Here is an 18923-nt window from a genome sequence, read left to right as displayed (position 1 = left end):
GTGACTTCGCAACGGAAGAGAACAATGTCGTTATATCAGCCTCAGAGAAAAAATAAAGTAAAGGTGGTTATCTCTTTGCTGGCAGCACTGGTCATTATCAGCGGGTTTATTTACAGCCAGAAAGCACCGGCACCTCCGGCAACAACGGAAAAACCGGTGGTGATCGCTTATCAGGCGATTATCGACCCCGGTAAAATCGCGCAGGCAAACCATGCCTACGAAGCCGCCACCGGTAAACCGCTCATCTGGAAGAAATTCGACAGCGGTGCGGATGTGCTGACCGCCCTGGCTGCCGGTGAAGCGGATATTGCCAATATGGGATCCGCACCGTTTACTGTTGCCGCCAGCCGCGGACTGCCGGTGGAGGTTTTTTATATTTCCGGCATCCCGGACACCGCCGAAGCACTGATTATCCGCAATGACCGTGATCCGTCCGGCGGACTGGCCGGTAAAAAAATTGCCGTACCCTTTACCTCCACTGCCCATTACAGCCTGCTTGCGACACTGGAGAACCTGAATATTGATGAAAAATCCGTACAGCTGGTCAATCTGCGCCCTGCTGACATTGTCGCGGCATGGGAGAGAGGCGATATTGACGCGGCGTATGTCTGGGAACCGGCCTTAAGTCAGCTGAAAGCCAACGGGCAAATCCTGATTTCCGGTCGCGACGTACGGGCATGGGGTAAACCAACCTATGACCTGTGGGTCGCGGACAGCAACTTTGCCGCACAGCATCCTGATGTGCTGACGCAGTTTGCCGCCGTTACTGACATTGAGGTTCAGTGGTATCAGCGGAATAAAAGTACTATTGCGGACTTTCCTGACATCACAGACAAAATTGCTCAACTGACCGGTGCCCGTCCGGAGGATGTGGCGGGTGTAATGGCGGGTAGTGATTATCCCGCGCTGAAAGAGCAAAAACAGATCCTGACGACCACCCTGGCGGATGATATCCGCAATACCGCACTGTTTTTACAGCAGCAGGGCAGTATTGATTCGGTTAAAGATTCCTATGCCGGCAATATCAATACGGACGCTGTCACCACGGCAGCGGGGAAATAACCATGGCGGATATCGTACTGGAGAATATTGATCTGATATATCACGGTCAGCCGCAGACAACCTTATCCGGTATTGATTTAACCATTCCGGATAACGGTATTACCGTGATCCTCGGTGCGTCCGGCTGCGGAAAAACATCGTTGCTGAATATTGTCGCCGGTTTTCTGCCGCCCTCCGGCGGAAAAATAACACGGGACGGAAACGAAATCCGGCATCCCGCCTCTGACAGAGCCGTGGTATTTCAGAATGACGCCCTGATGCCCTGGCTGAATGTCTATGAAAATGTCGCACTGGGACTGAAAATTAAAAAACTCGGTAAACAGGAAGAAAAAGCAGTGGTCGAAGAGAATCTGCAAAAAGTCGGATTACTGCATGCCATTACCGATAATATCTGGTCACTGTCCGGCGGAATGCGGCAGCGGGTCGGCATTGCCCGGGCACTGGCTGTAAAGTCTGATTTTATTCTGATGGACGAACCCTTCGGCGCACTCGATGCCGCCAACCGGGAGCAGATGCAAACCTTAATTCTGACCTTGTGGCAAAAACAGCAGAGTGCCTTTTTTATTATCACTCACGATATTGAAGAGGCGCTGTTAATGGCGACGAAGCTGATATTAATGGCGCCGTCTCCCGGACGGATAATATCGGACGAAGAACCCCCGTTTTATAAACAATGGTCAGAGGGCCGGCCGATCCGGCAAATTAAATCAGACCCGGCCTTTATTCATCACCGCGACACACTGTCAGACAAAATAATGGCATACCAGCGCGGTTAATTCACCGGTACGGAGTGACATCAATGGCAGATATAAATAAACAGACCCGCTACAGCCGTGTATTTCTCAGTATCGTGAGTTTATCCGTGCTGATTGCCGGCTGGTGGCTGATCACCGCATTTCAGTGGGTTAATCCCCTCTATTTACCCGCCCCGGCTCAGATAGGACACCAGTTTCTGGCGTTATCCGAATCCGGTTATATGAATGCCACGCTGTGGCAGCACCTGGCAGCCAGTCTTGACCGCATGCTCAAAGCGCTGCTTCTGGCGGTTATCACTGGGATCCCGCTGGGCGTACTGATGGGACTGAGTTCCCGGATACGCGGCATACTGGATCCGGTGGTTGAACTGTACCGCCCGGTTCCCCCGCTTGCCTATCTGCCGCTGATCGTGATCTGGTTCGGGATCGGAGAAACCACCAAGATCCTGCTGATCTGGCTGGCGATCCTTGCGCCGGTTCTGATTTCAACAATGCAGGGCATTATGGCTGCGCCGGGAAACCGGATCCGCGCTGTACAGTCTCTGGGGGCAAACCGGCTTCAGGTACTGAGATATGTGATCCTGCCGTCAGCACTGCCGCAGATGCTGACCGGCATCCGGATTGGCCTCGGCGTGGGCTGGTCAACCCTGGTGGCGGCAGAGCTGGTCGCGGCACAGCAGGGACTGGGGTTTATGGTGCAGTCCGCCGCGCAGTTTCTTAACACCGGCATCGTCATCACCGGCATCGCTGTGATTGCCGTGGTGGCGCTGGCCATCGAACTGGCATTGCGTCATTTGCAGCAGGCATTAGTGCCGTGGTACGGCAAAGAATCTTAACTGACAGAGAGGTCATGCATATGGAAATCCAACAGTTAACACCCGCTATCGGCGCACAGGTCGGAGGGATTAACCTGAATAAAACACCGGATGCCGCCACACTGGCTGCATTACAGGATGCGTTACTGGAACATCAGGTGCTGTTTTTCCGTCAGCAGTATATTGAGCCGGAAGCCCAGCGGGACTTTGCCGCCGCGCTGGGTGAGCTGCATATCCATCCGGTTTTTCCTTCCCATAAAGACGTGCGGGAACTGATTGTGCTCGACAGCCATCTTCTGGATCTGAAAGATAACGAATTGTGGCACACCGACGTGACATTTCTGGAAAAACCGGCCATGGGCTGTGTATTATCCGCCGTACAGGTTCCCCCTTTCGGCGGCGATACCCTGTGGGCCAGTCTGACCCGTGCTTATGATGATTTATCACCGCCGTTACAGGCATTTTTATCCGGCCTGACGGCGGAGCATGATATCAGCCTCTCGTTCCCGGACAGCCGCTTTGCGCAGACCGGCGAAGCAAAAGACGCGCTGGAAAAAGCCCGCCGTGATTTCCCGCCGAAACGCCACCCGCTGGTCAGAACCCATCCGGTTACCGGTAAGAAGGGCTTATTTGTAACCGAAGGTTTTACCCGCCGTATCTGTGAATTAAGTCCGGAAGAGAGTGATACATTGCTGACGTTCCTGTTTAAACACAGCACACAGCCGAAATATTTTGTCCGCTGGCACTGGCAGAACGGTGATATGGCCGTCTGGGATAACCGCTGCACCCAGCATCTCGCCAGTTTTGATTACGGCGATTTTCACCGCATTATGCACAGAGCAACCGTGATCGGTGATAAACCGTTTTAAACACCTGTATAACATGACGCAGCCGGCGGCCCGGCGCGTCATGACCGGAAGTGATAAATAACCGCCTGATACCGCACCTGTTTATTTGTACCACATCATAAAATACCGCAATTACCCACATATAATTCGCCCGGATTATGCTATTCTGCCGGGAGTATTTTCTTCCCGTACTCACAACACCGGTTAAGGACTATGTGGTTTAAATTATTGCGCTCCGTTTTTATGGGACTTCTTGTGGCTGCCCTGCTTCTGGCCAGCGTCCCGTCTATTCGCCCGCAATTTGTGACCCAGTGGTTTACGAATCTGTTTAATAATGACGAACCGGTCAGCTACAACAAGGCAGTACGCCGTGCCGCACCTGCCGTGGTCAACGTTTACAGCAGTAGTATGGGCAGCCTCTCCCAGCAGGGCCCCGAGCTGAACTCCCTCGGCTCCGGCGTGATCATGAATGATCAGGGCTACATCCTGACCAACCAGCATGTGATTAAAAATGCCGATCAGATTCTGATCGCACTGCAATACGGCAATTACGGCCGCCTGTATGAAGGTATGCTGATTGGTGCGGATGATCTGACTGACCTCGCGGTGCTGAAAATCAATACCACCGATAAACTGCCGGTGATCCCGATCAACCCGAAACGTCAGTCCCATGTGGGTGATGTGGTGCTGGCAATCGGTAACCCGTTTAATGTCGGACAAACGGTCAATCAGGGCATTATCAGTGCAATGGGCCGTGTCGGGCTGAGTCCGACCCGCCGCCAGAATTTTCTCCAGACTGATGCTTCGATTATGGCCGGTAACTCCGGCGGTGCCCTCGTCAATACTGAGGGCGAGTTAGTCGGCATCAATACCATGTCTTACGACAGCAACGATCCGTCACGGATGAGTGACAGCATCGGGCTGGCGATCCCCGCAGAGCTTGCCCTGCGCATTATGAATAAACTGATAAAAGACGGCCGTGTGATCCGGGGCTACATTGGTATCACTTCCAAAGAGCTGCCACCGATCCGGACTAACAACAGTGATATCAATCAGATAACCGGTCTGCGGGTCTTTCAGGTTGCCCGTGACGGCCCGGCAGATAAAGGCGGGATTCAGGTCGGGGATATCATCACCAGCGTCAATAACAAGCCAAGCACCTCACCACTGGAAATGATGGATCAGGTGGCGGAACTGAGCCCGGGCAGTGTTGTGCCGGTCACCCTGTTACGCAATGGCCAGATGCGGTCTGTCGATGTGACCATCGAAGAGTTCACTCCCTCCCCCGGCGGACAGGAATAAGGCACAAAAAAAGAGCGGATATCCGCTCTTTTCTGTTTATCACTTATATCAGGGAATTACTCTGCTGAATGAATACGTTCGATATCCGCACCCAGGCCGCGTAATTTCTCTTCAATATGCTCATAACCGCGATCGATATGATAAATACGATCAACGATTGTGGTGCCTTCCGCGATACAACCCGCCAGTACCAGGCTTGCAGATGCACGCAGATCGGTCGCCATCACCTGAGCACCGGACAGTTTTTCCACACCGTGACACAGCACCGAATTACTCTCGATTTCCGCGTGTGCGCCCATACGGATCAGTTCCGGAATGTGCATAAAGCGGTTTTCAAAGATGGTTTCCGTGATCATGCCGGATCCTTCCGCCACCAGGTTCAGCAGGCTGAATTGCGCCTGCATATCTGTCGGGAAACCCGGATGCGGCGCGGTACGGAAGGTGACTGCTTTCGGACGCTGCCCTTTCATATCCAGGCTTATCCAGTCGTCACCGGTTTTGATTTCCGCCCCGGCTTCGCGCAGCTTGGCCAGCACAGCATCCAGTGTATCCGGCTTGGCGTTACGGCACAGAATTTTACCGCGTGAAACCGCTGCAGCGATCAGGAAGGTCCCGGTTTCAATACGATCCGGCACAACGGTGTGAGAGCCGCCGCCGAGGCGTTCAACACCTTCAATCACCACGTGATCAGTCCCTGCACCGGTGATTTTGGCACCCAGTGCATTCAGGAATGCAGCGGTATCTTCAATTTCCGGTTCACGGGCCGCGTTTTCGATAATGGTTTTGCCTTTCGCCAGGGCCGCCGCACACATAATAGTGATGGTGGCACCCACGCTGACTTTATCCATCACGATAGTGTTGCCGGTCAGACGACCATCCACTTCCGCTTTGACATACCCTTCATCGAGGGTGATTTTCGCCCCTAACTGCTCTAAGCCGGTGATATGCAAATCAACCGGACGGGCGCCGATAGCACAGCCGCCCGGCAGAGAAACCTGACCGTGACCAAAACGGGCCACCAGCGGCCCCAGCGCCCAGATGGACGCGCGCATAGTTTTGACCAGATCATAAGGCGCACAATATTCATTAATCGCAGAGGCATCCACACGCAGTGTGGTTCCTTTGCGCTCAATTTTGGCACCCAGCCGCGTTAACAGCTTCACAGAGGTGTCGATATCCCGCAGTTCCGGCACATTGTGTAACTCAACCGGCTCTTCCGCCAGAATTGCCGCGAACAGGATAGGCAATGCCGCATTTTTTGCCCCTGAGATAGTCACTTCGCCCTGAAGAACGGAAGGACCTTTTACCCGAAATTTATCCATCTGTAGACACTCTCATTATCATTAATTGCTGCCGCGTGACTTGTCACTGCATTGTCAGCCGCCGCGGTTACAGCCCGCTCAGTTTACGATCCCGTTCCCACTGAGCCGGGGTATAGGCTTTGATAGACAACGCGTGGATACGGTTATCGGCAATATATTCCATCAGCGGCGCATACACGGCCTGCTGCTGTTTAACGCGGCTCATGCCGTCAAAAAGATCGCCGACAGCGATCACCTGAAAATGGCTGCCGTCACCGGTCACAATTGCGTCAGTAAGTGCTAACTTATCCATCAGCACCTGTTTGATTTCATTCGTATCCATAATTTCTCAAATTGGTTATCAGATTGTGTGTTATAGGCACTATCGTAATCGAATATGCCCCGCTCTTAAACCATTAAAAATGCCTCCGGCTGTGGTGACACAGGCGGAGGCAGTTACCTTACGGAAAATAACGGCAAATAAGTATCTGTCCTGCCGTTATTTACATTATTTTTAATTCACGCGTTCTGACTGAATTCGAACTCAACACTGTAGAGTGACATCAGCATCTGCAAATTAGCGCTTACTCCGGATAACACAAACGGTGCTTCCGGACGCTCTCCCCGCAGACGGACCAGCATAGCCAGCCCGGCGGAATCCACATGACTGAGACCGGAAACATCCACCGTCTGCACGGCGTTCATCTGCTGCTGACGTGCATTCCAGAACGACAGCAGTGTATCGCGATCCAGTTCCCCGTTCAGGGCGAGGGTTTCACCCTGTTTTTCCCACGTCAGCGCAGCCGTCATTATTTCTGATCCAGGGTAATCGGGGTTTTCGCACTGCGCTCAAGCTCCGCAGTCAGACCATCAACCCCTTTCTGACGCAGAATAGAGGCCCACTCATTTTGTTTGGTGGTAATCATACTCACGCCTTCAGCAATCATGTCATACGCCTGCCAGTGACCGGTTTTGGTATTTTTACGCCACTGGAAATCCAGACGGATTGGCGGACGCCCGCCCGGCTCGGTCAGTGTCACACGGATAGCCACGATGGTTTTATCACCCAGCGGCTGTGCCGGATCAATCTGATAAGTCTGGTTGGTGTACATTGCCAGTGCCTGGCCGTATGCCTGGGCCAGATACGCCTCAAAGGCTTTGAAATAGGCGTCGCGCTGTGCCGGTGTCGCATCTTTGTAGTAAGAACCTAACACCAGCGCACCGGCGTATTTGATCTGCACATACGGCAGTAATTCTTCCTGAACCACGGTGCGCAGATAGTCCGGATTCTGCCGGATTTGCGCCTGGTCTGCTTTCAGACGGCTGAAGGTTTTCGCCGCCGCATCATTCATCAGTGTATACGGGTTTGTCTGGTCAACAGCGCCGGCAAACGGGGCTATCACCACCAGCATTGCCGCTATCAGTAAACGCTTAAACATAATCAACTCCTGATTAATCACCGGCACTTTCCGCCGTGAAGGTATCTTCGGTAAACAGTATTATGCAGGATGTCCGCCCCTGCGGGCAAAAACATCCGCTTTTACATTACTTTTCGTATCAGTGCTGTGCAGCCGGTGCCGCTTCCGGGGTATTCCCCCCTTCGCCGTCACCGCTCTTATACAGGAACTGACCGATTAAATCTTCCAGCACCATCGCTGGTTTGGTGTCCTGAATACGGCTGCCGTCTTTCAGCATTTCAGTCATCGGCAGATCCGGGTCTGTTGTATTCTCAAACCCTTTACTGAGTGCCAGATACTGCTCACCCAGCAGACCGGAGGTACGGATAGACAACGAACTGGTGTCCGGAATCTGGTCATACTGGCTGTAGATGTCCAGCGTCACTTCCGGTTTATAGTCCTTGTCCAGACGGATGTCATTGACGCGGCCAATCACCACACCGCCGATTTTTACCGGTGAACGGGCCTGCAGGCCGCCGATATCATCAAAGGTGGCAGATACGCGGTAGGTTTTTTCGCTGCCGACAGAGCGGATATCCGCCACTTTCAGTGCCAGGAAGATAATCGCCGCAATGGCAATTAAGACGAAAAGCCCGACCCAAACTTCATTTTTCTTGCTTTGCATTGTTTAATTCCCGAACATCAGTGCCGTAAGCACAAAATCTAACCCTAACACGGCAAGCGATGAATGAACGACCGTGCGTGTTGTTGCCCGACTAATCCCTTCAGACGTCGGAATAGCGTCATACCCGTTATACAGGGCAATCCAGGTGACGGTGAAGGCGAAAACCACACTCTTGTAAATGCAGTTCATCACATCTTTCTGCCAGTCCACATTGGCCTGCATGGAAGCCCAGTAGAACCCTTCATCGATCCCTTTCCAGTCCACCCCGACCATGACCCCGCCAAGAATACCCACGGCGACAAAAATCATGGATAACAGCGGCATACTGATCAAACCCGCCCAGAAACGCGGTGCGATCACACGGCGCAGCGGATCGACCGCCATCATTTCCAGGCTGGATAACTGTTCTGTGGCTTTCATCAGCCCGATTTCTGCTGTCAGTGCGGAACCGGCGCGTCCGGCAAACAGCAGTGCGGTCACCACCGGCCCCAGTTCACGCAGCAGCGACAGCGCCACCATCATGCCGAGGCTGGCTTCCGCACTGAAGGTTTTCAGAACCAGATATCCCTGTAAGGCCAGAACCATCCCGATAAACAGCCCGGACACTGAAATAATCAGCAGGGACTGCACACCGACGCTGTACAGCTGCTTGCGCAGCAGCGGCCACTGCCGGGCAAACTGCGGTTTGCCGAACAGCGCACGGAACAGCATGTATCCTGACCGCCCGAAAGACGCGCATGTCGCTAACGCGCGGCGTCCCAAAGCAGCAAGTGCCTGTGTCAACATGTCTCGTTTATCCTAATAAATCTGATTGGTAATCACCCGCCGGATAGCGGAAAGGAACCGGCCCGTCAGCGATACCATCCAGGAACTGGCGCACACGCGGTTCGGTGTTCTCCTGCAACTCTTCTGCGGTACCCTGCGCGATCACGGACTGCTCCGCGACAATATAGGCCTTATCCGCAATACTGAGCACTTCCGGCACATCGTGAGAAACCACAACGCAGGTTACACCCAGCGACTGATTGAGTTCATCAATCAGTTTTACCAGCACACCCATGGTAATCGGATCCTGGCCGACAAATGGTTCATCAAACAGGATAAGATCCGGATCCAGTGCAATGGCCCGCGCCAGTGCCGCACGGCGGGCCATCCCGCCGGAGAGTTCAGACGGCATCAGGTTTGCCGCCCCCCGTAAACCGACCGCTTCCAGTTTCATCATCACGGTTGTCCGGATCAGGGATTCCGGCAGCCGGGTATGTTCACGCAGCGGGAATGCCACGTTGTCATAGACTGTCATATCGGTAAATAACGCCCCGGACTGAAACAGCATGCTCATTTTACGGCGCGACTGATACAGTTTGCTGCGGGAGAGTGCCGGGATATTATCACCGTCAAACCAGATTTCACCGCTGTCCGGGCGCAGTTGCCCGCCGATCAGACGCAACAGCGTGGTTTTCCCGATCCCGGACGGCCCCATAATCGCGGTCACTTTGCCGCGCGGCACATCCAGGCTGATATCATTAAACAGCATGCGCGAACCGCGCCGGAAACACATGTTCCGGATCTCAATAATATTTTCCGTCTGTCGGTTCATGACCTCACAACCTTAACGTTATGTTTTTCGTGTTTTTACAACACATACAGGACTGACCCATCATAATATAAAAAAATCCGGCAGTTTTCGCCTTTAAATGCGGGTGTTACTGTCTGAATTATTTATCCCCCCTGAGTAACGGGACATAAACAGCGTGATACACAAGTATATCAGCATTTAACATTAACGCTCTGCCGGGTACAAAACGTCTGTTTTACTTTTGCGTCTCAGCCCGTACAATACCCTCAATTTCCCGCATTTCATTATTTCTGACTGTTTTTCAGCCCGGAGGAGAGCCATGTTACTCACCAGCATCCTTTTACTGACCGGGCTGATTCTGCTGGTTTATGCCTCTGACCGGATTGTGTACGGTGCCGCGGTATTTTCCCGCGCGCTCGGCATCTCCCCGTTTATCACCGGTATTCTGGTGGCCGGTCCCGGCACATCGCTGCCGGAACTGCTGACCTCCGCCGGTGCGGTGCTTGAAGGGCAGCCGGATCTGGCGCTCGGCACTATTATCGGTTCCAATATTATCAATTTACTGCTGATTGCCGGGCTTGCCGCCCTTATCCGTCCGCTGAGTGTGCAGTCTGCGGTGCTGCGCCGTGAGCTTCCGCTGATGCTGGCGGTAATGGCGCTGTTCGGGCTGTTTATCTGGTCCGGCGGTATCACGCGGGTTCAGGGCGGGTTTCTGGTGCTTGCGGGACTCACCAGTCTCTGGCTGGTGGTGAAAATTGCCGCAATGGCGCGGCGTGATCAGTATGACGGCTTCACGACTGAACAAAACCATGAACTGCCGCAGGAAAATAATTTACCGGTTGCTTTATTGTGGCTGGTCGCCGGATTGCTGATTATGCCGGTAGCGGTCCGGATTGTGATCGATAACGCCTCTGCCTTCACCCGCTATGCGGAGATCAGCGGGCGTATCACCGGGCTGACTATCCTGGCTATCGGTACCAGTCTGCCGGAGCTGTGCACCACGATTGCGGCGGCAGTCAAAGGTGAAAAAGATATCGCGCTGGGGAACCTTATCGGCGCGACACTGTTTAATACCACGGTCGTGGCGGGGATCCCGGCGCTGTTAGCCACTGCGCCGATGGCGGCAGACCGTTTTATGACCGATTTCGCCGTGATGTTCGCCGCCGGTGTGTTATTTATTTTCTTCGCGGCCGGACGGAACCAGCGGCTGAACCGGCTGAAAGGCATTATTCTGCTCAGCGCGTTCACCGCCTGGCTGATAAGTCTTTTTACCGGCTGATAAGCGTCAGCCATGAATACACAGACAGATACTGAAAGTGAGAAAAAACTGATGTCCCGAACTGATTTTCAACTAACAGGTAAACGTGTCCTCCGGATTGAACGTGAAGGTCTCGCGTCACTCGAGCAGTATATTAATGATGATTTCGATAAAGCCTGTGAACTGATATTCCGCTGTGAAGGCAAAGTGATCATCATGGGGATGGGAAAATCCGGTCATATCGGCCACAAAATGGCTGCGACATTTGCCAGCACCGGTACCTCCTCCTTCTTTGTGCATCCGGGCGAAGCCGCGCACGGCGACCTGGGAATGGTCACAAAGAAAGATGTGGTTATCGCGATTTCAAACTCCGGTGAATCCTCAGAAATTCAGGCGCTGATCCCGGTTATCAAACGTCAGAACATCCCGCTTATCTGCATGACCGGCAACCCGGACAGTACCATGGGAAAAGCAGCGGATGTCCATCTGTGTATTAAAGTTCCGCAGGAAGCCTGTCCGCTCGGTCTTGCGCCGACCACCAGCACCACCGCCACACTGGTGATGGGGGACGCACTGGCGATTGCCTTATTGCAGGCCCGCGGCTTTACTGCTGAAGATTTTGCCCTCTCGCATCCGGGCGGCGCGCTCGGCCGTAAACTGCTGTTACTGGTTTCCGACCTGATGAACACCGGGGATGACATCCCGCGTGTACCGAAAACCGCCTCACTGCGCGAAGCGCTGGTGGAAATCACCCGTAAAAAACTGGGCATGACCGTGATTTGTGATGATGACATGATTATTCAGGGCATTTTCACTGACGGTGACCTGCGCCGGATTTTCGATGCGGGCACCGACCTCAATAACTGCCAGATTGCCGATGTGATGACCCCGGGCGGGATCCGCATCAAAGCCAATACCCTGGCGGTTGAGGCACTGAATTTAATGCAGTCCCGTCATATCACCTCTTTATTAGTCACAGAAGGTGATAAACTGCTCGGCGTACTGCATATGCATGATCTGCTCCAGGCCGGGGTGGTATAAGGACTGACGATGACACAAATTACCACTATTGACACCTGCTATGGCCCGATAGCGCAAACAGTAATGGAAAAAGCCGCTAAAATACGGCTTCTTATCTGTGATGTGGACGGCGTGATGTCTGACGGCCTGATTTATCAGGGCAACAACGGTGAAGAACTGAAGGCATTTAATGTCCGTGACGGCTACGGTATCCGCTGCCTGCTGACCTCCGGCATAGAAGTGGCTATAATTACCGGCCGCAACGCAAAATTACTGGAAGATCGGGCCAATACACTCGGCATTACACATCTTTACCAGGGACAGAGCGATAAGCTTTTGGCGTATCACGAACTATTAGCTAAACTGGCGCTTCGCCCCGGCGACGTCGCCTATATCGGCGATGACCTGATTGACTGGCCGGTTATGGCAGAGGTCGGCTTATCCGCCGCAGTGGCGGATGCCCACCCGTTATTGTTACCCAAAGCGGATTATGTTACACAGATTGCAGGCGGCCGCGGCGCTGTCCGCGAATTGTGTGATCTGATTCTGCTGGCACAAAATAAGCTGGATGCGGCGAAAGGCCTGTCCGTCTGAAAAGTATTTTATTGGTTATAATGGCTTTATCAGGGATCTCATGAGTAAATTTAAGCTTTGGCTGATCATTATTCTGGCACTTATCGCCCTCGGTCTGCTCGGCTGGAACCTGTCGGTCACCCGTTCAGGTGACGCCGACGGCAGAATTGTGGAAGACGGTACGCCGACGTATAAAACCCAAACGTCCTCAACCCTGGCTTACGAACCGACAGGGCTGCTGGCGTACCGGCTGAATGCAGATGATGTGCAGAACTTTGCTCAGGAAAAAGTAACATGGTTTACTAATCCGGTGCTGACCACCTACGATCCTGATAAAACCGCCACCTGGACGATACGTTCAAAGCGGGCCAAATTAACCAATGACAGAATGTTATATTTATACGGTGATGTGCAGGTTGACAGCCTGACCACCGATACGCAGCTCAGGCAGATCACCACGGATAACGCCGAAGTCAATCTGATAACCCAGGATGTGAGTTCTGACGACAAAGTCACCATCACGGGCACAGGACTGCGTTCCGCCGGATTGCAGATGCGGGGTAATTTACGCAGTCGTAATGCGGAACTGATCAAAGATGTACAGACTTACTATGAGATCCCAAATGAAAGCAAACATCCTTAATACTCTGATTGCAACAGCAATTCTGGCCGTCAGTGTCCCTGCTTTGGCGTTAAAAGAAGATACACAGCAGCCGGTGACGGTAACATCATTAAAACAAGCCCTTGATTTAGAAAAAAATATCACCACATTTACGGATAATGTTGTGGTAAAACAGGGAACGATTGATGTCCGCGCTGACAAAGTGGTGGTCACCCGTCCGGGCGGCGATTCCAACAAAATGGTGATCGAAGCATTCGGTAATCCGGTGACCTTCTACCAGATGCAGGATAACGGCAAGCCAATCAAAGGACGCGGCAGCAAACTGCGTTACGAAATGGCCAATGAGCTGGTCACGCTGACCGGTAATGCCTATCTGGAACAGCTGGACAGCAATATCACCGGTGACAAGATTACCTATGTGGTGCCGACACAACAAATGCAGGCATTCAGTGACAAAGGCAAACAGGTGACTACCGTACTGCTGCCGTCACAGATTCAGGAAAAAGGCCCGGCGGCAACCGGCCAGAAAGGTAAGTAACGATTTATGGCAAAATTAATTGCAAGCAAATTAGCCAAAGCCTACAAAGGGCGCAAAGTCGTCGAAGATGTGACGCTTGAAGTCAGTTCCGGCGAAATCGTCGGACTGCTCGGCCCGAACGGTGCCGGGAAAACCACGACCTTCTATATGGTCGTGGGTATTGTTCCCCGTGATGCCGGTGCAATAAGCATCGATGATGAAGATATTTCCCTGCTGCCGCTGCACGAACGTGCCCGCAAAGGGATTGGCTATCTGCCGCAGGAAGCCTCTATTTTCCGTCGTCTGACGGTATGGCAGAACCTGATGGCGGTGCTTGAAATCCGCAAAGATCTGAACAATGATGAACGCCGGGACAGGGCGGAAGAGTTGATGGAAGAGTTCCATATCAGTCATCTGCGCGATAACCTGGGCCAGTCACTCTCCGGGGGTGAACGCCGCCGTGTGGAAATTGCCCGCGCGCTGGCCGCCAACCCGAAATTCATCCTGCTGGATGAACCGTTTGCCGGTGTTGACCCGATTTCCGTTATTGATATTAAAAAGATTATTCAGCACCTCCGTGATTACGGGCTCGGCGTCCTGATCACCGACCACAACGTCCGCGAAACGCTGGATGTCTGTGAACGGGCTTACATTGTCAGCCAGGGCCATATGATTGCCCACGGCAGCCCGGAATCCATTCTGAATAATGAGCAGGTTAAACGTGTTTATTTAGGCGAAGGTTTCCGCCTGTAATGCCGTAAGGAGCCCGTGTCCGTAATGAAGCAGAGTCTGCAGCTTAAACTCAGCCAGCAACTGGCGATGACGCCACAACTTCAGCAGGCTATCCGTTTGTTGCAGCTTTCCACGCTTGAACTCCAGCAGGAGATCCGCGAGGCGCTGGAATCTAATCCGTTGCTGGAACTTGATGATAACCATCAGGAAATTGACACGCCTGCTGAATCTGAAACACAAAAAGAACTGGACAGCGCCGAAGCACTCGAGCAGACCGCCATGCCGGATGATCTGCCGCTGGATGCGCAGTGGGAAGAAATCTACACCGCCGGTACGCCGTCCGGCACCGGCAATGATTACGGCGACGATGAACTGCCGCTCTATCAGGGCGAAACCACCGAAACCTTACAGGATTATCTGATCTGGCAGGCCCGCCTGACCCCCTTTACCGAAACCGATGCCGCGATTGCCTTCTCAATCATTGATGCGATTGATGAAACCGGCTATCTGACCGTCTCTGTCGATGATATCCGCCTGAGTATCGGTGACGATGACGTCACCACCGAAGATGTCGAAGCAGTACTCAAGCGTATTCAGCGTTTTGATCCGGTGGGTGTGGGCGCCCGTGACCTGCGGGAGTGTCTGATGGTGCAGCTGAAAATTCTGCCGCCGGAGACCCCGAGCCTGAAAGAAGCCCTTGCTATTACGGATCAGCATCTGGCATTGTTGGGGAACCGGGATTTCCGCACCCTGGGCCGGGTGACCAAACTGAAAGAAGAGGCACTGAAATCCGCCATTGATCTGATTCAGTCGCTGGAACCGCGTCCGGGCCTGGTAGTCAACACCGGAGAATCAGAGTATGTTATTCCTGACGTCCTTGTGAGAAAACACGGCGAACGCTGGGCAGTGGAACTCAATTCCGACAGCATTCCCCGTCTGCGGGTCAATAATCACTATGCCGCAATGGGTTCGCGGGCCCGCAGTGAGAGCGACAGTCAGTTTATCCGTAATAATTTGCAGGAAGCAAAGTGGCTCATTAAAAGTCTGGAAAGCCGGAACGATACGCTGCTCAAAGTCGCGACCTGTATTGTGGAAGAGCAGCAGGCGTTCTTTGAACAGGGCGAAGAATATATGAAGCCCATGGTGCTGGCGGATATCGCACTGCGGGTTGAGATGCATGAATCCACGATTTCCCGGGTAACAACGCAGAAATTCCTGCACAGTCCGCGGGGGATCTTTGAACTGAAGTACTTTTTCTCCAGCCACGTCAGCACTGACAGCGGGGGCGAGGCGTCCTCCACCGCCATCCGTGCACTGGTGAAAAAACTGGTTGCCGCCGAGAATCCGGCGAAACCGCTCAGCGACAGCAAACTGACCGACATGCTTGCCGAACAGGGTATTCAGGTCGCCAGACGAACTGTCGCAAAATATCGCGAGTCGTTATCCATCCCGCCCTCAAATCAGCGTAAACAGCTGATTTGATACACATTGAGAAGGAAGACACTATGGAATTACAAATTACCGGCCACAACGTTGAAATTACAGATGCTTTACGTGAGACTGTGACAGCCAAGTGTAAAAAACTGGAGCAGTATTTCGATAAAATCAACAGCGTTCAGGTGATCCTTAAGGTTGAGAAAGTCAGTAAAATCGCGGAGGCAACGGCTCAGGTAAACGGTGCGGATCTTCACGCCTCAGCGGAAAAAGAGGATATGTACGCGGCAATTGATGAGATGGCAGAAAGACTCGGCCGCCAGCTGTCCAAACACAAAGAAAAACTGAGAAACCGGTAAACTTTCTGCACCCGGGTGCATGACTGAATTAACAGTCTGAATTTTCTCAGGAAAAAGCAGTGCTCTGATCCCGGTTACCATGGTGGTTGCCGGGATTCTGATCCTAAGTGAACAATGAAATGAATAACGAAGCAAATTTGTCCCTGAGCGATGTACTGAGTATCAGCTGTACACGCAATAATATTCACTGTACCAGTAAGAAGCGCGCGCTGGAGATTATCAGTGAACTGGCTGCCACCGCGCTGGCGCTGCCGGAAAACACGCTGTTTGAGGCACTCCTTACACGGGAAAAAGTCGGGACAACCGGTATCGGTGGCGGGATTGCCATCCCCCACGGAAAACTGGATAAAAGCGAGGCACAAACTGCCTGCGGCGTATTTTTACATCTGGAGCAACCTATCGCGTTTGATGCGATTGACAATCAGAATGTGGACATTCTGTTTGCGTTATTTGTTCCGTCTGATCAGTGTCAGACGCATTTACACACACTGTCGTTAGTAGCCAAAAAACTGGCTGACAAAGCGCTCTGCCGCCGGTTGCGTCAGGCGCAAAGTGATGAAGAGCTGTACAGTATCATCACAGAGTGATGATAACCGGCTGACGACAACAGATAATGGCGTATTGCCATTGAAAGAGAAACGATAGGGAGTCCCCTCATGGTGCTGATGATTGTCAGCGGCCGCTCTGGTTCGGGTAAATCTGTTGCCCTGCGGGCGCTGGAAGATATGGGTTTCTACTGCGTTGATAACCTGCCGGTCACTCTTCTGCCGGAGCTTGCCGCTACCCTGGCAACACGCGATATCTCTGCTGCAGTGAGTATTGACGTCCGCAATATGCCGGAGTCCCCGGAAGTCTTTGAGGAAGCCCTGACCAGATTACCGGACAGTTTCTCTCCCCAGCTGCTGTTCCTGGATGCGGATCGCAACACCCTGATCCGCCGTTACAGTGATACCCGCCGTCTGCATCCCCTTTCCAGTAAAAATCTCTCGCTGGAAAGTGCGATTGACGAAGAGAGCGATCTGCTGGAGCCGCTGCGTTCCCGTGCCGATCTGATTATCGATACTTCTGAGATGTCAGTGCATGAACTGGCAGAGATGCTGAGAACCCGCCTGCTCGGCAAGCGCGAACGCGAGCTGACCATGGTGTTCGAGTCGTTCGGGTTTAAACACGGTATTCCGATCGATGCGGATTATGTGTTTGATGTCCGTTTCCTGCCGAACCCGCACTGGGATCCGAAACTGCGTCCGATGACCGGTCTGGATAAACCGGTGGCGGCGTTCCTCGACCGCCATACCGAAGTACACAACTTTATCTACCAGACCCGCAGTTATCTGGAACTGTGGCTGCCGATGCTGGAAACCAACAACCGCAGCTACCTGACCGTCGCTATCGGCTGTACCGGCGGCAAACACCGTTCTGTCTATGTGGCGGAACAGCTGGCGGATTACTTCCGCTCACGCGGGAAAAACGTACAGTCGCGCCACCGGACCCTGGAAAAACGGAAGTAATCCATGACCATCCGTTGTCAGGTTGAAATCAAAAACCGGCTGGGGCTGCATGCCCGGCCGGCCATGAAGCTGTTTGAACTGATCCAGACCTTCCGGTCAACGGTGGTATTCCGTAATAAGCAAAATGAAGAAGCCCGGGCAGACAGTGTGCTTGCCATGCTGATGCTGGATTCCGAACAGGGCAGTTTTATTGAAGTGGAAGCAACAGGGCCTGATGAAAATTCTGCCATTGAGGCAATTATTTCCCTTTTTGATTCAGGTTTTGATGAAGATTAGTTATACTAACCGAAATATTTTACTTAAAGAAAACTGATACGCTGTTTCGTTCACGCAGCCCGGCGGTTCGTGATCCTGATCTCTTCCCTTTCCGGAGAGAACAGCCTACTATCAGATTAATTATCAAATGAGCACCCCCCTCCTTCTGGTGTGGGGGTGTTCTTTTGTATTGGAAATGATTTGGAGTGTGGTATGAAAAAGCCCAATATAATTATTAATGAACTGGACGCGGAGCGTCTGGATATGCTGCTGGAACAGCCGGCTTATGCTGACAATCCGGTGGCTGAAGCCCTGAATGACGAGTTAGATCGCGCGGAAATCCTGCCGCCTGCAGAAATGCCGGCCACGGTTGTGACGATGAACAGCCGCGTGCGCTTTGAAGATTTATCGAGCGGAAAAGAGAGTATCCGCACCCTGGTGTACCCGGCATCACTGAAAGACAGCGCAGAACAGCTGTCGGTGATGGCACCACTGGGAGCTGCGTTACTCGGGCTTTCTGTCGGCGATGAGATCTCATGGGAACTGCCGAACGGTGAAGCAACGCGCGTAAAAGTATCAGAAATTATCTATCAGCCTGAAGCTGCCGGTGAATTACACCGTTAATCCGCTTTAAGCCTGCTCTGCGTCCGTTTCAGGCAATCTGCGGGCGCAGCTTCCATTTTCCCTTCTTTTTCTGCATGATGGCTTATCTTTCCTCTTTCCGGAGCCACTATGTCAACATTCAGTCTGCTGCACGTTCTTGCCTTTTCCCCGTTAACGGACTCCCCGCTGCCACTGGTGCTTAATTTCGAAAATCAGTTATTCATGCTCACAAAGGGCCTGATCATGCTGATGATATAGTGCTGTTCCTCTTTCGGGCATAAAAAAACCCTGGCATAAAAGT

General features: G+C 52.7%; 25 protein-coding genes. 18 read left to right on the top strand and 7 right to left on the bottom strand.

Annotated elements, in window-relative coordinates; all coding sequences use genetic code 11:
* Positions 1-24 precede the first annotated feature (24 nt).
* From N7387_RS06210 to degS, 5 genes are all read left to right on the top strand, one after another.
* Positions 25-1062 (top strand): glycine betaine ABC transporter substrate-binding protein, encoded by a 1038-nt coding sequence (locus tag N7387_RS06210; RefSeq protein WP_279797799.1) that lies wholly within the window; start codon positions 25-27, stop codon positions 1060-1062.
* Between the two features lie 2 nt (positions 1063-1064).
* On the top strand, positions 1065-1838 hold the full coding sequence (locus N7387_RS06205; RefSeq protein WP_279797796.1) for an ATP-binding cassette domain-containing protein: 774 nt from the start codon (positions 1065-1067) through the stop codon (positions 1836-1838).
* Positions 1839-1861: 23 nt separating this feature from the next.
* Complete coding sequence (gene tauC / locus N7387_RS06200; protein WP_279797794.1) at positions 1862-2653, top strand: taurine ABC transporter permease TauC; 792 nt, start codon at positions 1862-1864, stop codon at positions 2651-2653.
* 20 nt (positions 2654-2673) lie between these two features.
* A complete protein-coding gene (gene tauD / locus N7387_RS06195; protein ID WP_279797793.1) occupies positions 2674-3501 on the top strand; it encodes a taurine dioxygenase in 828 nt (275 codons plus the stop codon).
* Positions 3502-3693: 192 nt separating this feature from the next.
* Entirely contained in the window at positions 3694-4782 is a 1089-nt protein-coding gene (gene degS / locus N7387_RS06190; protein ID WP_279797791.1) for an outer membrane-stress sensor serine endopeptidase DegS, read from the top strand.
* Positions 4783-4838: 56 nt separating this feature from the next.
* Here the strand turns inward: degS and murA are convergent, their stop codons facing one another.
* From murA to mlaF, 7 genes are all read right to left on the bottom strand, one after another.
* Entirely contained in the window at positions 4839-6104 is a 1266-nt protein-coding gene (gene murA, locus N7387_RS06185) for a UDP-N-acetylglucosamine 1-carboxyvinyltransferase (RefSeq protein WP_262882680.1), read from the bottom strand.
* 67 nt (positions 6105-6171) lie between these two features.
* Positions 6172-6426: a BolA family iron metabolism protein IbaG gene (ibaG, locus tag N7387_RS06180; protein WP_004236327.1), complete on the bottom strand. Its 255-nt coding sequence runs from the start codon at positions 6424-6426 to the stop codon at positions 6172-6174.
* A gap of 176 nt (positions 6427-6602) precedes the next feature.
* Positions 6603-6893, bottom strand: a complete 291-nt coding sequence (gene mlaB / locus N7387_RS06175; RefSeq protein WP_262867898.1) for a lipid asymmetry maintenance protein MlaB — start codon at positions 6891-6893, stop codon at positions 6603-6605.
* Positions 6893-7522, bottom strand: a complete 630-nt coding sequence (gene mlaC / locus N7387_RS06170; protein ID WP_025151837.1) for a phospholipid-binding protein MlaC — start codon at positions 7520-7522, stop codon at positions 6893-6895. The genes mlaB and mlaC overlap by 1 nt, the downstream gene beginning before the upstream one ends.
* Positions 7523-7640: 118 nt before the next feature.
* Positions 7641-8165, bottom strand: a complete 525-nt coding sequence (gene mlaD / locus N7387_RS06165; protein WP_024474518.1) for an outer membrane lipid asymmetry maintenance protein MlaD — start codon at positions 8163-8165, stop codon at positions 7641-7643.
* A 3-nt stretch (positions 8166-8168) separates the two neighbouring features.
* Entirely contained in the window at positions 8169-8951 is a 783-nt protein-coding gene (gene mlaE, locus N7387_RS06160; RefSeq protein WP_015422977.1) for a lipid asymmetry maintenance ABC transporter permease subunit MlaE, read from the bottom strand.
* 7 nt (positions 8952-8958) lie between these two features.
* Positions 8959-9762, bottom strand: coding sequence for a phospholipid ABC transporter ATP-binding protein MlaF (gene mlaF / locus N7387_RS06155; RefSeq protein WP_025151838.1), 804 nt, complete (start codon positions 9760-9762; stop codon positions 8959-8961).
* Between the two features lie 298 nt (positions 9763-10060).
* Here mlaF and N7387_RS06150 point away from each other — a divergent pair, with 298 nt between their 5' ends.
* The 13 genes from N7387_RS06150 to N7387_RS06090 all read left to right on the top strand — a co-directional run bounded on the left by N7387_RS06150 (position 10061) and on the right by N7387_RS06090 (position 18880).
* Complete coding sequence (locus N7387_RS06150; RefSeq protein ID WP_279797768.1) at positions 10061-11020, top strand: calcium/sodium antiporter; 960 nt, start codon at positions 10061-10063, stop codon at positions 11018-11020.
* A gap of 51 nt (positions 11021-11071) precedes the next feature.
* A complete protein-coding gene (gene kdsD / locus N7387_RS06145; RefSeq protein ID WP_279797887.1) occupies positions 11072-12040 on the top strand; it encodes an arabinose-5-phosphate isomerase KdsD in 969 nt (322 codons plus the stop codon).
* Positions 12041-12049: 9 nt separating this feature from the next.
* Positions 12050-12613, top strand: a complete 564-nt coding sequence (gene kdsC, locus N7387_RS06140) for a 3-deoxy-manno-octulosonate-8-phosphatase KdsC (RefSeq protein ID WP_279797766.1) — start codon at positions 12050-12052, stop codon at positions 12611-12613.
* Positions 12614-12653: 40 nt separating this feature from the next.
* Positions 12654-13235: an LPS export ABC transporter periplasmic protein LptC gene (gene lptC / locus N7387_RS06135; RefSeq protein WP_262882682.1), complete on the top strand. Its 582-nt coding sequence runs from the start codon at positions 12654-12656 to the stop codon at positions 13233-13235.
* Positions 13216-13752, top strand: a complete 537-nt coding sequence (lptA, locus tag N7387_RS06130; RefSeq protein WP_036411301.1) for a lipopolysaccharide ABC transporter substrate-binding protein LptA — start codon at positions 13216-13218, stop codon at positions 13750-13752. The genes lptC and lptA overlap by 20 nt, the downstream gene beginning before the upstream one ends.
* A 6-nt stretch (positions 13753-13758) precedes the next feature.
* Positions 13759-14484 (top strand): LPS export ABC transporter ATP-binding protein, encoded by a 726-nt coding sequence (gene lptB, locus N7387_RS06125; protein ID WP_024474509.1) that lies wholly within the window; start codon positions 13759-13761, stop codon positions 14482-14484.
* 24 nt (positions 14485-14508) lie between these two features.
* Positions 14509-15945, top strand: coding sequence for an RNA polymerase factor sigma-54 (gene rpoN, locus N7387_RS06120; RefSeq protein ID WP_279797757.1), 1437 nt, complete (start codon positions 14509-14511; stop codon positions 15943-15945).
* A 23-nt stretch (positions 15946-15968) separates the two neighbouring features.
* Positions 15969-16256, top strand: coding sequence for a ribosome hibernation promoting factor (hpf, locus tag N7387_RS06115; RefSeq protein ID WP_262882683.1), 288 nt, complete (start codon positions 15969-15971; stop codon positions 16254-16256).
* A gap of 119 nt (positions 16257-16375) precedes the next feature.
* Complete coding sequence (gene ptsN, locus N7387_RS06110; protein ID WP_004236310.1) at positions 16376-16843, top strand: PTS IIA-like nitrogen regulatory protein PtsN; 468 nt, start codon at positions 16376-16378, stop codon at positions 16841-16843.
* 69 nt (positions 16844-16912) lie between these two features.
* A complete protein-coding gene (gene rapZ / locus N7387_RS06105; RefSeq protein WP_025151847.1) occupies positions 16913-17764 on the top strand; it encodes an RNase adapter RapZ in 852 nt (283 codons plus the stop codon).
* Between the two features lie 3 nt (positions 17765-17767).
* The gene (gene npr, locus N7387_RS06100; protein WP_004240520.1) at positions 17768-18040 is read left to right on the top strand and encodes a PTS phosphocarrier protein NPr; all 273 of its coding nucleotides are present in this window, start codon (positions 17768-17770) and stop codon (positions 18038-18040) included.
* Positions 18041-18232: 192 nt separating this feature from the next.
* The gene (gene rnk, locus N7387_RS06095; protein ID WP_025151848.1) at positions 18233-18643 is read left to right on the top strand and encodes a nucleoside diphosphate kinase regulator; all 411 of its coding nucleotides are present in this window, start codon (positions 18233-18235) and stop codon (positions 18641-18643) included.
* 108 nt (positions 18644-18751) lie between these two features.
* Positions 18752-18880, top strand: coding sequence for a hypothetical protein (locus N7387_RS06090; RefSeq protein WP_262882685.1), 129 nt, complete (start codon positions 18752-18754; stop codon positions 18878-18880).
* Positions 18881-18923 lie beyond the last annotated feature (43 nt).

The sequence above is a fragment of the Morganella sp. GD04133 genome (genome assembly GCF_029835375.1).
Classification (GTDB): domain Bacteria; phylum Pseudomonadota; class Gammaproteobacteria; order Enterobacterales; family Enterobacteriaceae; genus Morganella; species Morganella morganii_B.
Note: the sequence above shows the minus strand (reverse complement) of the source record. Positions and strands in the feature narration are given on the sequence as shown.

What these genes read in the sequence shown, in the direction of transcription:
- N7387_RS06210 (WP_279797799.1), top strand. Translation starts at nt 25, where the DNA reads ATGTCGTTATATCAGCCTCAGAGAAAAAATAAAGTAAAGGTGGTTATC.
- N7387_RS06205 (WP_279797796.1), top strand. Translation starts at nt 1,065, where the DNA reads ATGGCGGATATCGTACTGGAGAATATTGATCTGATATATCACGGTCAG.
- tauC (WP_279797794.1), top strand. Translation starts at nt 1,862, where the DNA reads ATGGCAGATATAAATAAACAGACCCGCTACAGCCGTGTATTTCTCAGT.
- tauD (WP_279797793.1), top strand. Translation starts at nt 2,674, where the DNA reads ATGGAAATCCAACAGTTAACACCCGCTATCGGCGCACAGGTCGGAGGG.
- degS (WP_279797791.1), top strand. Translation starts at nt 3,694, where the DNA reads ATGTGGTTTAAATTATTGCGCTCCGTTTTTATGGGACTTCTTGTGGCT.
- murA (WP_262882680.1), bottom strand. Translation starts at nt 6,104, where the DNA reads ATGGATAAATTTCGGGTAAAAGGTCCTTCCGTTCTTCAGGGCGAAGTG.
- ibaG (WP_004236327.1), bottom strand. Translation starts at nt 6,426, where the DNA reads ATGGATACGAATGAAATCAAACAGGTGCTGATGGATAAGTTAGCACTT.
- mlaB (WP_262867898.1), bottom strand. Translation starts at nt 6,893, where the DNA reads ATGACGGCTGCGCTGACGTGGGAAAAACAGGGTGAAACCCTCGCCCTG.
- mlaC (WP_025151837.1), bottom strand. Translation starts at nt 7,522, where the DNA reads ATGTTTAAGCGTTTACTGATAGCGGCAATGCTGGTGGTGATAGCCCCG.
- mlaD (WP_024474518.1), bottom strand. Translation starts at nt 8,165, where the DNA reads ATGCAAAGCAAGAAAAATGAAGTTTGGGTCGGGCTTTTCGTCTTAATT.
- mlaE (WP_015422977.1), bottom strand. Translation starts at nt 8,951, where the DNA reads ATGTTGACACAGGCACTTGCTGCTTTGGGACGCCGCGCGTTAGCGACA.
- mlaF (WP_025151838.1), bottom strand. Translation starts at nt 9,762, where the DNA reads ATGAACCGACAGACGGAAAATATTATTGAGATCCGGAACATGTGTTTC.
- N7387_RS06150 (WP_279797768.1), top strand. Translation starts at nt 10,061, where the DNA reads ATGTTACTCACCAGCATCCTTTTACTGACCGGGCTGATTCTGCTGGTT.
- kdsD (WP_279797887.1), top strand. Translation starts at nt 11,072, where the DNA reads ATGTCCCGAACTGATTTTCAACTAACAGGTAAACGTGTCCTCCGGATT.
- kdsC (WP_279797766.1), top strand. Translation starts at nt 12,050, where the DNA reads ATGACACAAATTACCACTATTGACACCTGCTATGGCCCGATAGCGCAA.
- lptC (WP_262882682.1), top strand. Translation starts at nt 12,654, where the DNA reads ATGAGTAAATTTAAGCTTTGGCTGATCATTATTCTGGCACTTATCGCC.
- lptA (WP_036411301.1), top strand. Translation starts at nt 13,216, where the DNA reads ATGAAAGCAAACATCCTTAATACTCTGATTGCAACAGCAATTCTGGCC.
- lptB (WP_024474509.1), top strand. Translation starts at nt 13,759, where the DNA reads ATGGCAAAATTAATTGCAAGCAAATTAGCCAAAGCCTACAAAGGGCGC.
- rpoN (WP_279797757.1), top strand. Translation starts at nt 14,509, where the DNA reads ATGAAGCAGAGTCTGCAGCTTAAACTCAGCCAGCAACTGGCGATGACG.
- hpf (WP_262882683.1), top strand. Translation starts at nt 15,969, where the DNA reads ATGGAATTACAAATTACCGGCCACAACGTTGAAATTACAGATGCTTTA.
- ptsN (WP_004236310.1), top strand. Translation starts at nt 16,376, where the DNA reads ATGAATAACGAAGCAAATTTGTCCCTGAGCGATGTACTGAGTATCAGC.
- rapZ (WP_025151847.1), top strand. Translation starts at nt 16,913, where the DNA reads ATGGTGCTGATGATTGTCAGCGGCCGCTCTGGTTCGGGTAAATCTGTT.
- npr (WP_004240520.1), top strand. Translation starts at nt 17,768, where the DNA reads ATGACCATCCGTTGTCAGGTTGAAATCAAAAACCGGCTGGGGCTGCAT.
- rnk (WP_025151848.1), top strand. Translation starts at nt 18,233, where the DNA reads ATGAAAAAGCCCAATATAATTATTAATGAACTGGACGCGGAGCGTCTG.
- N7387_RS06090 (WP_262882685.1), top strand. Translation starts at nt 18,752, where the DNA reads ATGTCAACATTCAGTCTGCTGCACGTTCTTGCCTTTTCCCCGTTAACG.